Origin of the sequence: Stappia sp. (assembly GCF_048268045.1) — a bacterium.
Classification (GTDB): Bacteria; Pseudomonadota; Alphaproteobacteria; order Rhizobiales; family Stappiaceae; genus Stappia.
In genome coordinates this window covers 114362-129296 of record NZ_JBLWWG010000007.1, presented here as the reverse complement: position 1 = coordinate 129296, position 14935 = coordinate 114362, and the positions used below count along the sequence as shown (strand labels likewise).

12 protein-coding genes are annotated in these 14935 nt (G+C 67.9%); 6 read left to right on the top strand and 6 right to left on the bottom strand.

All coding sequences use genetic code 11. The features are described from left to right. Positions 1-3 precede the first annotated feature (3 nt). From ACN0WF_RS12930 to tpiA, 5 genes are all read right to left on the bottom strand, one after another. Complete coding sequence (locus ACN0WF_RS12930; RefSeq protein WP_417773240.1) at positions 4-1149, bottom strand: efflux RND transporter periplasmic adaptor subunit; 1146 nt, start codon at positions 1147-1149, stop codon at positions 4-6. Between the two features lie 104 nt (positions 1150-1253). After that, the gene (locus tag ACN0WF_RS12925) at positions 1254-2117 is read right to left on the bottom strand and encodes a VOC family protein (RefSeq protein ID WP_417773239.1); all 864 of its coding nucleotides are present in this window, start codon (positions 2115-2117) and stop codon (positions 1254-1256) included. Positions 2118-2169: 52 nt separating this feature from the next. Then, positions 2170-3798: a CTP synthase gene (locus ACN0WF_RS12920; RefSeq protein WP_417773238.1), complete on the bottom strand. Its 1629-nt coding sequence runs from the start codon at positions 3796-3798 to the stop codon at positions 2170-2172. Between the two features lie 134 nt (positions 3799-3932). Then, positions 3933-4310: a preprotein translocase subunit SecG gene (gene secG / locus ACN0WF_RS12915; protein WP_417773237.1), complete on the bottom strand. Its 378-nt coding sequence runs from the start codon at positions 4308-4310 to the stop codon at positions 3933-3935. Between the two features lie 158 nt (positions 4311-4468). Beyond that, positions 4469-5218, bottom strand: a complete 750-nt coding sequence (gene tpiA, locus ACN0WF_RS12910) for a triose-phosphate isomerase (RefSeq protein ID WP_417773236.1) — start codon at positions 5216-5218, stop codon at positions 4469-4471. A gap of 231 nt (positions 5219-5449) precedes the next feature. Here tpiA and ACN0WF_RS12905 point away from each other — a divergent pair, with 231 nt between their 5' ends. From ACN0WF_RS12905 to lexA, 6 genes are all read left to right on the top strand, one after another. Further along, positions 5450-7339 carry a SurA N-terminal domain-containing protein gene (locus ACN0WF_RS12905; RefSeq protein WP_417773235.1) on the top strand — a complete coding sequence of 630 codons (1890 nt, stop codon included), beginning with the start codon at positions 5450-5452 and terminating at the stop codon, positions 7337-7339. 55 nt (positions 7340-7394) lie between these two features. Continuing rightward, complete coding sequence (gene trpD, locus ACN0WF_RS12900) at positions 7395-8423, top strand: anthranilate phosphoribosyltransferase (RefSeq protein WP_417773234.1); 1029 nt, start codon at positions 7395-7397, stop codon at positions 8421-8423. Next, positions 8416-9228 (top strand): indole-3-glycerol phosphate synthase TrpC, encoded by an 813-nt coding sequence (gene trpC / locus ACN0WF_RS12895; RefSeq protein WP_417773233.1) that lies wholly within the window; start codon positions 8416-8418, stop codon positions 9226-9228. Before trpD ends, trpC begins: the two co-directional genes overlap by 8 nt. A 31-nt stretch (positions 9229-9259) precedes the next feature. After that, positions 9260-9775 (top strand): cyclic pyranopterin monophosphate synthase MoaC, encoded by a 516-nt coding sequence (gene moaC / locus ACN0WF_RS12890; RefSeq protein WP_417773232.1) that lies wholly within the window; start codon positions 9260-9262, stop codon positions 9773-9775. After that, a complete protein-coding gene (glp, locus tag ACN0WF_RS12885; RefSeq protein ID WP_417773231.1) occupies positions 9772-10989 on the top strand; it encodes a gephyrin-like molybdotransferase Glp in 1218 nt (405 codons plus the stop codon). The genes moaC and glp overlap by 4 nt, the downstream gene beginning before the upstream one ends. 117 nt (positions 10990-11106) lie before the next feature. Beyond that, positions 11107-11817: a transcriptional repressor LexA gene (gene lexA, locus ACN0WF_RS12880; protein WP_417773230.1), complete on the top strand. Its 711-nt coding sequence runs from the start codon at positions 11107-11109 to the stop codon at positions 11815-11817. On the opposite strand, the gene ACN0WF_RS12875 is transcribed toward lexA, so the two are convergent. Further along, the gene (locus ACN0WF_RS12875; protein WP_417773229.1) at positions 11811-14456 is read right to left on the bottom strand and encodes a ComEC/Rec2 family competence protein; all 2646 of its coding nucleotides are present in this window, start codon (positions 14454-14456) and stop codon (positions 11811-11813) included. The genes lexA and ACN0WF_RS12875 overlap by 7 nt on opposite strands. Positions 14457-14935: the final 479 nt, after the last annotated feature.

Genomic DNA, 14935 nt, shown 5'->3' with positions numbered 1-14935 from the left:
GGTCTACTCCACCGGCTTGGCGTCGGGGGCGGTCTGCACCGGCACGCCAGGACGGACCTTCTGCAGCCCGAGGGTGATGACCCGCTCGCCCTGCTGGAGCCCCTTGGTGACGACGAAATTCGTGTCCACCTGCTGGCCAAGCTCGACGTAACGCTGCTCGACAAGGTTCTTGTCGTTGACCGCGAGCACGAAGGCGCCGCGCTGGTCGCGCTGGATCGCCGCCTGCGGAATCACAAGCGCCTTCTGGCCCTTGGCGGCCTCGATCACCACCGTGACGAAGGTGCCGGGAACCAGCAGCAGGTTCTTGTTCACGAAGCGGGCGCGGATCGAGATCGTGCCGGTCCTCGAATCGACCGCGTTGTCGATGAAGACGATTTCACCGTTTTCGCCGTATTTTTCGCCGTTGGGCAGCACCAGATGCACGTCCGGAACATTCTCGGCGACCATGTCGCCGGCCTTGCCTCCGCCCTGCATCGTGTCGAGATAGTCCTTCTCGCTGATGGCGAAATTCACATAGACCGGCGCCTTGCTGACCAGGCGGGTGATCGGGCCCGAAGTGGGGCCGACGACGTCGCCGACGCTGAAGGCGGTCTTGCTGATCTGGCCGTCGAAGGGCGCGGAGATCTTGGTGTAGCTAAGGTTGAGCTCGGCGGTCTTCAGCCGCGCCTGGGAGGCGTCGACATTGGCGTCCGCCTGCTCCTTGGAGGCATTGGTCGCATCGAACTTAGCCTTGGAGATATGGCCCTTCTGGTAGAGGTCCGTATCGCGCTCGAGGTCGGCGGCCTGCAGCGCCGCGCTGGCCTTGGTGTTGGCGAGATCCGCCTCGGCGGACGCGACGGCCGCCTCATAGGAGGTCTTCTCGATGGTGAAGAGAAGCTCGCCCTTTTTCACCATCGCGCCGTCAGCGACGTTCTTTGTCTCGAGAAAGCCCGAAACGCGGGCGAGGATCTGCACGTCGTCGATCGCCTGGATCTGTCCGACGAACTCGACCGACTGACGCACGTCCTGCTCGACGGCGGCGGCGACGGAGACCGTCGGCGGCTGCGCCTTGGGCGCGGCGGTGTCGTCGGAAGGGCTGCACGCGGAGAGCAGCAGGAGCGCGAGCCCCGTCGCGGCCGCGGGCACCGACAGCTTAGGCATGGCAGACATGTATCGATCCGTCCCTTTTCAATTCGCCGGCAAGGCCTCGGGCGCGGACGCCTTGCGCCCGATCCCCCAGCCGGTTCCCGCAGAGGAAAGCCTACACGCGGGCGTCAGACAAAAACAAGCGCGACGCCATTGCCGTCGCTTGCGGGGATCCGAAGACCCTCCGGTGTTTCGCCATGGGCAATGCCCTGATCCGCGAGGCGTTCGCCAAGAGCGCGGCGGTCCGCCCCCTCGATCACCAGCGCCGCGATACGCAGTCCGTCCTTCGGTGCCGGAGCGCTGTCGCCGAAAAGCGCCGCGTAGGCCGCCGGCGTCAGCACGCGGATCTCGCCGCGCGGCGTCTCGACCGAAAGCCCGAGGCTCGTCGCGCGCATCTCGCGCACACCCGTGAAGGCAGAAAGAAACTCGTGTTGGGAGGCCGGTTCGTCGCAGGTCAGGACGAGGCTTGCCAGACCCTGCGCGCCATTGGCGTGGGTCATGTAGGCCCTGGACCAGAAACTCGCGGGGAAGCGGTTGCGGCAGGTGAAATAACCAAGCTCCGCGTCAAACGGGTTCTCGACGAAGGTGAGATCAAAGCCGACCTCGCGCTTCTCGCCCGTCTCCAGTTCCTGCGTCCGGCCGAAGGAAAAGGGCTCGAACACCTTGAGCCCGGCACGAAGGAAATCATCCCGGTCGGCCTGCGGATCACCGCTCTCCAGCACGATCATCGATCCGCCCTCGCCGTGCGCGAGGAAATCGCGGTTGAACGCGCCGAAGGAGAAGACCCGCTCGGAGGTCTCGGGGATCATTGCCCCCTCGCCCACCGACAGCAGCTCGATGAAGAAACCGTCGAGCTGGACCAGACGGTTTTCCGTGCCCCAGGGGTGGCGCGCGCGCGGCGTCACGGTGAAGCCGACGCGCTCAAGGCGGCTGGCTGCCGCATCAAGATCGCGCACCGGCCAGACGAGATGATCGAGTCCACGCGCCCGCATGGGCTCCTCCAGGTCAAGAAGTGCCCGCGCCGGGACCGGCGCGGGAAGGCCGTCAGACCAGCCGGCTCTGCTCCATGGCCGCCGCGATGAACGAGGCGAACAGCGGATGCGGCTCGAACGGCCGCGATTTCAGCTCGGGGTGATACTGCACGCCGATATACCAGGGATGATCGTCGATCTCGACGGTCTCCGGCAGCTCCCCGTCCGGAGAGGTGCCCGCGAAGCGCAGGCCCGCCTCCTCCAGCCGCTGGCGATAGCCGATGTTGACTTCGTAACGATGACGGTGGCGCTCGGAAATCAGCTCGCTGCCATAGATCTCGGCAATCCGCGAACCGGCCTCGAGCCGCGCCGGATAGGCGCCGAGGCGCATGGTGCCGCCCATCTCGCCGTCGGAGCTGCGCACTTCCATCGTGTTGCCGCGCGACCATTCCGTCATCAGGCCGACGACGGGCTCCGGCGTCTCGCCGAACTCCGTCGAGTTGGCGTCCTTGATGCCGGCGAGATTGCGCGCCGCCTCGATGACCGCCATCTGCATGCCGAAGCAAATGCCGAAATACGGAACCTTGTGGGTGCGTGCGAATCGCGCCGCGGCGATCTTGCCTTCCGCGCCGCGCTCGCCGAATCCGCCAGGCACCAGGATGCCGTGCACGTTCTCAAGCCAGGGCGTCGGATCTTCCTTCTCGAAGATCTCGGAATCGATCCACTCGGTCCGCACCCGCGCGCCATTGGCGATGCCGCCGTGCACAAGCGCCTCGATCAGCGACTTGTAGGCGTCCTTGAGCACCGTGTACTTGCCGACGATGGCGATGGTCACCTCGCCCTCGGGATTGGCGAGGTTTTCGGAAATCTCGGTCCAGCGGGTCAGGTCCAGCGCCGGCGCGCCGGTGATTCCGAAGGCCGAAAGCACCTCTTCGTCGAGGCCTTCCTCGTGATAGGCGATCGGCACGTCGTAGATCGACTTGACGTCATACGCCGGCACGATGGCGCTCTCGCGCACATTGCAGAACAGCGACAGCTTGCGCCGCTCCCCGTCCGGGATCTTGCGGTCGCAGCGCACCATCAGGATGTCGGGCTGAATGCCGATGGAGCGCAGCTCCTTGACCGAATGCTGCGTCGGCTTGGTCTTGAGCTCACCCGCCGTGGCGATGAAGGGCATCAGCGTCAGGTGGATATAGACGGCATGGCCGCGCGGCAGCTCGTTGCCGAGCTGGCGGATCGCCTCGAAGAACGGAAGCCCCTCGATGTCGCCAACCGTGCCGCCGATCTCGCAGAGCACGAAGTCGAAGTCCTCGTTGCCATCGAGCACGAAGGCCTTGATCGCATCGGTGACGTGGGGAATCACCTGCACCGTGCCGCCGAGGTAGTCGCCGCGGCGCTCCTTGGCGATGATCTCCTGATAGATCCGCCCGGTGGTGATGTTGTCCTGCTTGTTTGCGGGACGACCGGTGAAGCGCTCGTAATGGCCGAGATCGAGGTCGGTTTCCGCCCCGTCGTCGGTTACGAAGCACTCGCCGTGCTGATACGGACTCATCGTGCCCGGATCGACATTGAGGTAGGGGTCGAGCTTGCGCAGCCGGACCCTGTATCCGCGAGCCTGAAGAAGCGCTCCAAGGGCCGCAGACGCAAGCCCCTTGCCGAGCGAAGACACCACGCCGCCAGTGATGAAGATGTAACGCGCCATGGACAAATACCATATCGCTGCGGGCAGTGATTCGTCCGCCCGACACTGAGTTAACACACAAGAAAATGCCCCGCGAACCGCATCGCGGGGCATTCGTCGAGAAGCTTGTCGCCGGCAGGACCGGCAGCCGGCCCTTACTGGGCTGCGGGGACCTGAGGTCCGCTCGGCTGCGGCTCGGCCGGAGCCGGCGGCTTGAGCTGGTCAAGGACGCCGTTGCCCGTGCCCGTCGTGCCTGCGGCCGGCGCCACGGGGGCTCCGGGCGCGGCATCGAGGATCGAGGCCGGGCGGTCACCCATGCGGGCAACGATCGCAAGCGCCAGCGACGTGGCGAAGAAGACAGCCGCGAGAACCGCGGTCGCACGGGTGAGCACGTTGGCGCTGCCGCGCGCGGACATCATGCCGCCGCCGCCTCCGCCAATGCCGAGCGCGCCGCCTTCCGAGCGCTGCAGCAGAACGACGAGCACCAGTGAAAGCACCACCATCAGGTGAACAACGATGAGAACGGTTTCCATCGACAACCAGTCTTTGAATTGGGGATTGCGCCGGGTTCTACACCAAGCCCGAGCGTCTTTCCACCCTTGTTCGTCCCCGAAAGGGGCACCATCTCGAATACCCCGTACCGCGCCCTCGCCGCAGACACGGCAAAGGCTCCAGGCAAGAGGCGCGAAAATCAACCGAGCGCGGCAACGATACCGAGGAAATCCGCCGCCTTCAGGCTTGCACCGCCCACCAGCGCGCCATTGACGTCGGCAACGGAAAGAAGTTCCGCGGCATTCGCCGGCTTCACCGACCCGCCGTAGAGCAGACGGATCGCGGAACCGGCCTCCCCGAAGCGCCCGATCAGTTCGCGGCGCATAAAGGCGTGCATCGCTGCGACATCCTCGACCGTCGGCGTCAACCCGGTGCCGATCGCCCAGATCGGCTCGTAGGCGACGACGAGATTGTCGCCATTACCGCCCTCGGGCAGCGACCCGGCGAGCTGGCGACCGACGACAGCCTCCGCATCGCCCGCGCGGCGCTCGGCCTCGCTCTCGCCAACGCAGACGATGGCGACGAGCCCGGCCCGCCAGACCGCCTCGGCCTTGGCCTTTACCGCTGCGTCACCCTCGCCGTGGTCGGCGCGGCGCTCCGAATGGCCGACGATGACCAGCGATGCGCCCGCGTCCTTGAGCATTTCCGCCGAGATATCGCCGGTATGCGCGCCGTTTTCGGCGGCGTGACAATCCTGGCCGCCGACCAGCAGGGGCGTGCCCCCTGCCGCCTCGGCAGCACGCGCGACGAGCGTTGCCGGCGGGCAGATCGCCACATCGACCGTGGCGCCGGCGATGCCCGCGGCAACGGCCTCCAGCTCGGCGAGCGAGGCCGCAAGGCCGTTCATCTTCCAGTTTCCGGCGATCAGCGGACGAAGCGCGGTGGTCATGTGTCGTGTCTCCCAGGGGTCGGACCCGTCGTCGGATCCCTCGCGGCCGGATGCGGGCGAACGGCCAAGGGTGGCCTACCAGAAATTCCCATCCGATCAAGCCGAAGCGGGTGGATTTCGGCCCTCGCAGCGCCTTGCCCCGGCAGCCGCGCCTCTCTATGATCCGCCCTCCTCGGTACCGTCCTGCGGAACCGGCACCCTTTTTATCGCCCGAGAACGACGGAAGCCGCAATGCTCGATGCTCTGCGCAATGGCGCAAAGTCCTGGATTTCAAAACTCCTCATGCTGCTGCTCGTGATGAGCTTCGCCGTCTGGGGCATCTCAGGCAACATGCTGACGATCGGCAGCGACAAGGTGGCCACTGTCGGCGACGAAAGCGTATCGCTGGAGCAGTTCGACCTGTCCTATCGGCGCGAGCTCCAGCGCATCGGCCGCAGCATCGGCCGACCGCTTTCGACCGTGGAAGGCGCATCCTTCGGGCTGCCGGGCCAGGTGCTTGGCCAGCTCGTGGCGGAAGCCGCGCTCGACCAGACGGCGGCGGATCTCAATCTCGGCGTCTCCAACGAGGAACTCGTCAGGCTGATCCAGAGCGCACCGTCGTTCCAGCGGCCCGACGCCGGCGGCTTCGACCGCGCCCTGCTGGCCCGCGTGCTTCAGGCTAACGGCATGAGCGAGGACGAGTTCATCGCCGAGCGCCGCCGCTTCGAGGAACGCAGGCAGATCGCCGATTCGATCAGCGGCGGCATCACCACGCCCTCACCGATGCTGGAGGCCTTCAACCGGCACGCCAACGAGGAGCGCAAGATCGCCTATGTCGTGCTGCCGAAGTCATCGGCCGGCGAGATCGCCGATCCGGACGAGGCGGCGCTGTCGGCCTATTTCGACGCCAACAAGGCCCGCTTCGCAGCTCCCGAATACCGCGCGGTCTCGCTGCTGAAGCTGACGCCGCAGGAGATCTCCCGTCCCGATGAGGTGACGGAAGACGAGATCAAGCAGGAATACGAAGCCTCGGGCGACCGCTTTGGAGAGCCGGAGCGCCGCCACATCCTGCAGCTCACCCTGTCCGGACCCGATGCCAGGAAAAAGGCCGAGGCGCTGCTTGCCGAGGGCAAGAGCTTCGACGAGATCCTGACCGAGTTCGGCACCACTGCGGACCAGATCGACCTTGGTTCGCTGACCCGCGCTGAACTGGTCGACCCGGCCATCGCCGAGGCCGCCTTCGCGCTTGGCGAGGGTGAGGTTTCCGGCCTTGTCGAGGGCCGTTTCGCTCCTGTCCTGCTGCGCATCGTCGAGGTGACGCCGGCCCACAAGACGCCGCTTGCCGATGTCTCCGACGAGCTTCGCACGCAAGTCGCGCTGCGCAAGGCCGAGCGCGAGATTCTCGACCTGCACGACGAGATCGAGGATGCCCGCGCCGGTGGCGCCACGCTCGCCGAGGTCGCCGAGCGCTTCAAGCTGAAGCTCGAGACGCCCGCCGCCTTCGACAGCGACGGCAAGGGCGAGAACGGCCAGGCCGTCGAGCTCCCGGACGTTCCCGAGCTGGTGGGAGATGTGTTCGAGAGCGACATCGGCGTCGAGGCCGATGTTCTGCAGCTCGGCCGCGACGGCTTCATGTGGTTCGAGGTCACCAAGGTGACGCCGGCCCGCGACCGTACGCTCGACGAGGTTCGCGCCGATGTCGTCGCCGCCTGGAAGGAGCAGGAGCGCGGCAAGAAGCTCGACGCCATGGCCGCCGAGATCGAGACCGCTCTCAAGGATGGCGGTGCGTTCGATCAGATCGCCGCCGGCAAGGGGCTGGAGGTCAAGACCGCGCAGGGCGTCAAGCGCGCCTCGACCGACACGCCGCTGCCCCAGGCTGCCGTTTCCGGTGCCTTCACCGGCCCTGTCGGCGTCTCCGGCGCCGCCACGGGTCCTGACGGCACCCGCTACGTCTACGTCGTGACCGATACGAGCGTCCCTGCGTTCTTCCGCGAGGCAGGCGAGATCGCCGCCCTCGACCAGCGGCTCGCGCAGGCGCTCCAGACCTCGGTCATTGGCCAGTACGTGCAGGAGCGCGAGAAGCGCCTCGGCGTCAGCTTCAACCAGGCCAACATCAACCGCGTCATCGGCCAGGGGGGCTGACGCGACCGCGCCCCGCACCAGTCGCGGGGCGCGCGCACGCGCGAGGGGAAAGACGATGAGCAACCTCAAGGCCCTGATCGCCAAGGTGGCCGACGGCAACGCGCTGACACGCGCCGAAGCACGCCAGGCATTCGACGTGATCATGTCGGGCGCAGCCACACCGTCCCAGATCGGCGGTTTCCTGATGGCGTTGCGGGTTCGCGGCGAGACCGTCGACGAGATCGCCGGCGCGGTGGCGACGATGCGGGCGAAGATGCTTCCGGTCACGGCTCCCGAAGATGCCGTCGACGTGGTGGGCACCGGCGGCGACGCCTCCGGCAGCTACAACATCTCCACATGCTCGGCCTTCGTCGTCGCCGGCTGCGGCGTGCCCGTCGCCAAGCACGGCAACCGCTCGCTGTCGTCCAAATCGGGCGCTGCCGACGTCCTGATGGCGCTCGGCGTCAACATCGAGGTCTCGCCGGCGCAGATCTCCACCTGCATCCGCGAGACGGGCCTCGGCTTCATGTTCGCGCCGAACCACCATTCGGCGATGAAGCATGTCGGCCCCGCCCGCGCCGAACTCGGCACGCGCACGATCTTCAACCTGCTCGGCCCTCTTTCCAATCCGGCCGGCGTGAAGCGCCAGATGGTCGGTGTCTTCGCGCGCCGCTGGGTCGAGCCGATCGCCGAGGTGCTGCATGCGCTCGGCTCCGAAGCCGCCTGGGTGGTGCACGGCTCCGATGGCCTCGACGAGATCACCGGAACCGGCACCACGAGCGTCGCCGAGCTGAAGGGCGGAGAGATCCGCAGTTTCGAGATCTCGCCAGCCGACGTCGGCCTGCCGACCTGCCGGCCGGAGGACCTGAAGGGCGGAGAGGCAGCGGACAACGCCGTCGCGCTCAAGGGCGTGCTCGACGGCGAAAAGAGCGCCTATCGCGACACCGTTCTGATGAACGCCGGCGCGACCCTGGTGGTCGCCGGCAAGGCGGGCACGCTCGCCCAGGGCGTGGCCATGGCCGCCCGCTCGATCGACGATGGCGCCGCGCTCGACCGGCTGAAGCGCCTTGTCGCCGTGTCCAACCGGGAGAGCGGCAATGACTGACATCCTCAAGCGGATCGAGGCCTACAAGCGCGAGGAGATCGCCGCCGCGAAGGCCAGTGTGCCGCAGGCGGAGATCGAACGGCGCGCGGCCGCCGCCGACGCTCCGCGCGGCTTTTACGACGCGCTTGTCACGCGGCGCCGCGCCGGCGAATACGGTCTTATTGCGGAGATCAAGAAGGCAAGCCCTTCCAAGGGGCTGATCCGCCCCGATTTCGACCCGCCCGCACTTGCCCGCGCCTATGAAGAGGGCGGAGCGGCCTGTCTTTCGGTGCTGACCGATGGACCTTCGTTCCAGGGCGCACCGGAGTTCCTCGCCGCCGCGCGCGGCGCGACTTCCCTGCCGGCGCTGCGCAAGGACTTTCTCTTCGACACCTATCAGGTCTACGAGGCGCGTGCCTGGGGCGCCGACTGCATCCTGATCATTCTCTCCGCCGTCGACGACAAAACCGCAGCGATGCTCGAGAACACCGCGCTCGACCTCGGCATGGACGTGCTGATCGAGGTGCACGACGCGGTGGAGATGGAACGGGCGCTGCTGCTCTCCTCTCCGCTCGTCGGCATCAACAACCGCAATCTGCGCACCTTCGAGACCGATCTGGCGACCAGCGAGGCGCTTGCGCCGATGGTACCCTCCGACCGGCTGGTGGTGGGCGAATCCGGCCTCTTCACGCCGCACGATCTTGCCCGCATGGGCAACTCCGGCATTTCCACCTTCCTCATCGGCGAAAGCCTGATGCGCCAGGACGACGTCACCGGCGCCACCCGCCGGCTGCTGGCGCGCGACGACGCCGCCGCGGCCGAGTGACCTTTCGCCCGTGCAAGGGACGCATGAGCACATGACCGCCGACACCCCGAAGCTCACCCATCTCGACGACAGCGGCGCGGCCAACATGGTCGATGTGTCCGGCAAGGCCGTGACCACGCGGGAGGCGACGGCCAGGGGGCATGTGCGCATGAAGCCCGAGACGCTGGAGATGATCCGCTCGGGCAACGCCAGGAAGGGCGACGTTCTGGGCACCGCGCGCATCGCCGGCATCATGGCAGCCAAGCGCACCCATGAACTCGTGCCGCTCTGCCATCCCCTCGCCCTGTCCCGGGTCTCCGTCGACATCGAGCCGGACGACGCGCTGCCAGGCCTCAGGGTCAGCGCCACGGTGCGTCTCGCCGGTCAGACGGGCGTCGAGATGGAGGCGCTGACGGCGGCCAGCATCGCCTGCCTGACGATCTACGACATGGCCAAGGCCGTCGACCGGGGCATGGTCATCGGCGACATTCGCGTCACCGCCAAGTCGGGCGGCAAGTCCGGCGACTGGGTGCTCGACGGCGACGACCTGGAGCCCGACACGCCATGAGCCTGATTTCCGTCGAGGAGGCGCTTGCACGGCTTGTCGGCGGCGTCGAGCCGCTGGCGGTGGAAACCGTCGCGCTCGCCGAGGCGAATGGCCGCGTCCTCGCCGCCGATCTCGCCGCCCGCCGCACGCAGCCGCCATTCGCCGCCTCCGCCATGGACGGCTACGCCGTGCGCGCCGCCGACATCGCCGCGACGCCGGCGACCCTGCGGCTAATCGGCGAGGCCCCCGCCGGCCATGCCTTCGCCGGACGGGTGGGTCCGGGAGAGACCGTGCGCATCTTCACCGGTGCGCCGCTGCCCGAGGGCTCCGATACGATCCTCATCCAGGAGAATGCGACGCGCGACGGCGACATTGTGACCGCGTTGGAGAGCGAGCCCGAAGGGCGTTACGTGCGCGCCGCCGGCCTCGACTTTGCCGAGGGAGATGTGCTGCTTTGCGCCGGAACCAGGCTCGGCTTTCGCGACCTGGCGCTCGCCGCGGCGATGAACCACGCTCATCTCGCGGTGCGCCGCCGGCCGCGCGTGGCGATCCTGGCGACCGGCGACGAACTGGTCGAGCCCGGCGGCAATCCGGCTGACGACCAGATCATCGCTTCCAACGACACGGGCCTTGCCGCCTTCGTCGAGGATTGCGGCGGCGAGGCCATCCGCCTCGGCATCGCCCGCGACACGCAGCACGCGCTGGCCGAGCGCATCCAGGCGGCACGGTCGGCCCGTGCCGACATTCTCGTGACGTTGGGCGGCGCGTCGGTCGGCGACCACGATCTCGTGCAGGATGCCCTCGGGTTTGCGGGAATGGAGCTCGCCTTCTGGCGTATCGCCATGCGCCCCGGCAAGCCGCTGATGGCTGGTGCCATCGGTGACATGCGCGTGCTGGGGCTGCCTGGCAATCCGGTCTCCAGCCTCGTCTGCGCCCTGCTCTTCCTGCGTCCGCTGATCGACGCGCTCTCGGGGCTGCCGGAAGCCGGCAAGCGCGGCGCGGAAATGCTGCCGCTGGCGGCGGCGGTCGGCGAAAACGACCGGCGCGAGGACTACCTGCGCGCCAGCCTTGTCATCGGCGAGGATGGGATCGAGCGGGTTCTCCCCTTCCCGCGACAGGATTCCTCGATGCTCGCCACGTTCGCACTGGCCGAGGCGCTGGTGGTCCGCCCGCCCCACGGCGCCGCGCTCGCCGCTGAAACCCGCGTCCCCGTCCTCCGCCTCGACCGCCGCTGACGACCTCGCCGCGAAACGGCGGTTGTGGAACAAGCCGGGAACGGCTAGACTATGTTCATGATTTGTCCGGGAACATGAGTCGCCGGCGCGCGGAGCGCCGATGGGGGATGCCGCAGAATGTTGACGCGCAAGCAGCACGAATTGCTTCTCTTCATCCATGAGAGGCTCAAGGAAGCCGGCGTGCCGCCCTCCTTCGACGAGATGAAGGATGCGCTCGACCTTCGCTCGAAGTCCGGCATTCATCGCCTGATCACCGCGCTGGAGGAGCGCGGCTTCATTCGCCGGCTGCCGAATCGCGCGCGCGCGCTCGAAATCATCAAGTTGCCCGAATCCGTTTCCCCCGGTCTGGCCGCGCCGCGCAGTCAGGGGTTTTCGCCTTCCGTCATCGAAGGCTCGCTCGGCCGGCCGCGCGAGACCGCCCCGCCCGCGCCTGTCACCGAATCGGAGAATATTTCCATTCCCGTGATGGGGCGAATTGCCGCCGGCGTGCCAATCGAGGCGATCCAGACCCACAGCCACACGATCTCCATGCCGGCCGACCTTCTCGGAAACGGCGAGCATTACGCACTCGAGGTGCGCGGCGATTCGATGATCGAGGCCGGCATTCTCGACGGCGACACGGTGGTGATCCGCCGTTCCGACAGTGCCGACAGCGGTGACATCGTCGTGGCCCTTGTCGACGACGAGGAAGCGACGCTGAAGCGGTTGCGCAAGAAAGGCGCGTCGATCGCGCTGGAGGCGGCGAACCCTGCCTATGAAACGCGCATCTTCGGTCCCGGCCGGGTGAAGGTTCAGGGCAAGCTCGTCTCGCTCTTCCGTCGCTACTGAGCGACGGGAACCGATGGCGTCCACGGACGTCGCCAGCGATAGGAAGGCACTGCCGTCACCCGCAACGCCGGGTGGCCTTGCCCCTTTGCCCCCGATCCAGACAAGGAGGCGGAGGGCACGCCTGGCGCTTGCATCGCGCGCATCGGCGTTGCAGTTGCATCTGCCCGCACCTGCCGCTGCCGCGTATCTTGCGCCTCACTCTCCTCTATCTGCATCCCCCCGGTCTGCTTTCCCCCCAGTTGCTCTGCCTCTGCCTGCTCTCCCTCTGTCTGTCCGCCTTCTCCTTGCCGCGCGCGAGGGCGACCTGCCCTCTTCTCGACGGAGATCGCAGCGAGGCTGCCGGCCAGACCCGGAGGTTTTTCGTCCAGGTCGTCATCGCTGGCATTCCCGAGCGAAACACCGACGCGGGCCGGCGGGCCGATTCTCCGCTGCCCCGGTTCGGCCGCACTGCCCTGCCGGGCCGGCCTCGCAGGTTCCTCAGTGCCGACCGACAGGGCGGCGGCCTCTTCGCGACCAGGTTCCGCTGCGGTCTCGTCGACGTCAAAATAGAGCGCCGTGGCGCCGTCACGCGCAAGGCGCGGGCCGTCGAAGATCCAGCGCGCCGCGCAATCGGTCGGCGCCTGCAGCGGCGTGACGAGAATGTCGGCGCGCTCGCAATCCTCGGCAAGCCCCTCCGGCGCGCGCGTCAGCGCCACGACAAGCGGCGAGCCGGACGTTGCCGCATGGGCGGTTGCCACGCACCCGAGAGCATCGCAATTCATGCGCCCGCGCGTCAGGTGGCGTTCGGCAAAGGACTTCGGCCCCACCCCGTCGGCGCGCAGCCACATTTCGCCGGCAAAGCCTGTCGGCCTTGCCGTCACCATCAGCCGCCCCGCCGGATCGCGCAGCGCGACATGGCGACCGTTCTCCGCAATCAGCATGTCCGGATGCCGATCGACCGACTGCAGCCAGATCGCCAGCGCCAATGGAATCCCGGCAAGCTTGCGTGTGCCACGCGGGGCCAGGCAAAGGAGCGCGCCCGTCGTCACCACCAGCAGCGTGGCGATGAGCGACGGCGCGCCAACGATGCCGTCCCCCGGCGTCCGCTCTGCCGCCCATCGCGACATGGCGACGACGAGATCGAGTCCGGCCCCCATCGCGGCCAGCGGCAACAGTTCGAGCCCCAGCGGCATCAGTGCCAGAGACAGCACCGCGAAAGGCATGACGATGAGCGTCACCACCGGCATCGCCAGGAGATTGACGAGAGGACCGAGCGGCGCGACCCGGTGGAAATGATAGGCGCCGATGGCGCCTGTCGCGGTGCCGGCGATCAGCGAGGTCAGCAGGATCGCACCGAGCCAGCGGGTGGAGACGCGCAAGCCGCTCACCGCCACCGCCGTAACGCCCGCGCCGCCACCGTCGGGCTCGCGCCGCGCCGGGGTCCTGCGGGCCAGCAGTTCCTCATAGGCGGCGATCAACGCGACGACCGCGGCAAACGACATCTGGAACCCCGGATCGAGCAGCGCCTCCGGCGTCGCCACAAGGATCACGAGCGCTGCAAGCGCGGCATTGCGCAAGGTGAGCGCCCGCCGGCCGACCAGCCTGCCCAGCAACACCAGAACGGTCATCGCGAAGGCGCGTTGGGTGGCGACCGAGGTTCCCGAGACGAGCAGATAGAAGGTCGCCGCCGCCAGTGCCGCGCCCGACGCCCAGATGTCTATGGGCTGTTCGTCCGCCAGCTTGCGCGAAAGCGCCAGACCAGCGCGTGCGACGAAAAACACCGCCCCCGAAAAGAGCGCCATGTGAAGGCCGGAGATCGCCAGGATGTGGGCCAGGCCCGCCGTCCGCAGTACCTCGGTGACATCTGGCGGAATGGCCGTTCGGTCGCCGACGATGAGCGCGACGGCCAGCGCGCCTGCGACCGTCTCCCCGAGTGCCGCCTGGACGCGGCCGGCGATCGTCATGCGCAACGCCCCGAGCCCCGCCTTGAGGCGCAGGAGCAGCGGGGCGGTTCCAAGATCAACCCGCTGCGGAGCGCCGAATGCGAAGCCGGTCGCCCCGATCCCGTCGAAAAAGGCGCGGAAGGAATAGTCATAGCTTCCCGGCATCACCGCCCCGGGCGGCGGCATCAGCCGGGCACGCACCCGCACGCCATCCGCGACGCGCAAGGGCGCATCGAGACGCGAGCGCACCGTGACCCGCACACGTTCCGGCATGACATCCGCCCGAAGTCCCTTGGCGGCGACGACCGCGACCTCGAGACGGACACCGCTTTCGGTCTCCTCCACCGTGGCGACAAAGCCCTCAAGCGTCACCGTTCGCGCCCGCTCGAGCACCGGTGCGGCCACCAGCACCGTGCGCAGCGCCCCGGTTGCAAGCCCGGAGACGACCAGAGCGCCCAGCAAGAGCAGCAGTGCGGCCTCGCCCCTGCGCCGCCCCCGCAAGACGAGAACGCCGAGCCCGCCCGAAAGGGCAATCAGAAAGCCGGCGGACGGCTCGGCTGGAAGCGCGAAATAGCCGGCAATGCCGAGAATGAAGGCAAGGCTCGCCCAGGGGAGCCCGCGCCCGGCGGCCAGCGCCTCGACAACCGCGTCGCCAAGCCCCTGCCACCTCGCGTCGCCGTATCCAGCGCCCGAGAACCGGCTCCGTCGTCGAAGCATGAACCGCCTGAGCGCCCCCTGCCCCGCTTCGTCGCGCGATCCCTGGCGCGCATGATCATTGTCCAACGCGTCGACAAGATCGCCGGCGTGAGCGCGGCCCTTCCTGCCAGAATTCCCGCGCGGATCATCCCGAGAGAGCGACCGCGAATCTGAACGAAACGGGAACGAACGAGTGCGCGCGGGGCCCTTGTCCGCCCCGTCGCCCCACTCCTCCCCCTTCGCCATCGCCGAGATCCCTCCGGCAAGCGCCCCCCGCGCCTGCGGTCTCCTGTCCGCCGGGAAGGCGCCATGCCGGAAAACGCGCCTCCGGACTGCGATTTCCGGCTTTGGCCGTGACAAGAGGCCATGCTAAACGGTGGCTCGCCGCCAACGGACGTGTGAGCGTGCATCGCAACCGCGTTTCGCGCAAGACGAGTATTTCCCTGGTGGCCGCATGCGAACGCCGGCAACGGCCGCTCCCGGCCGGCTGAACCGCAGGC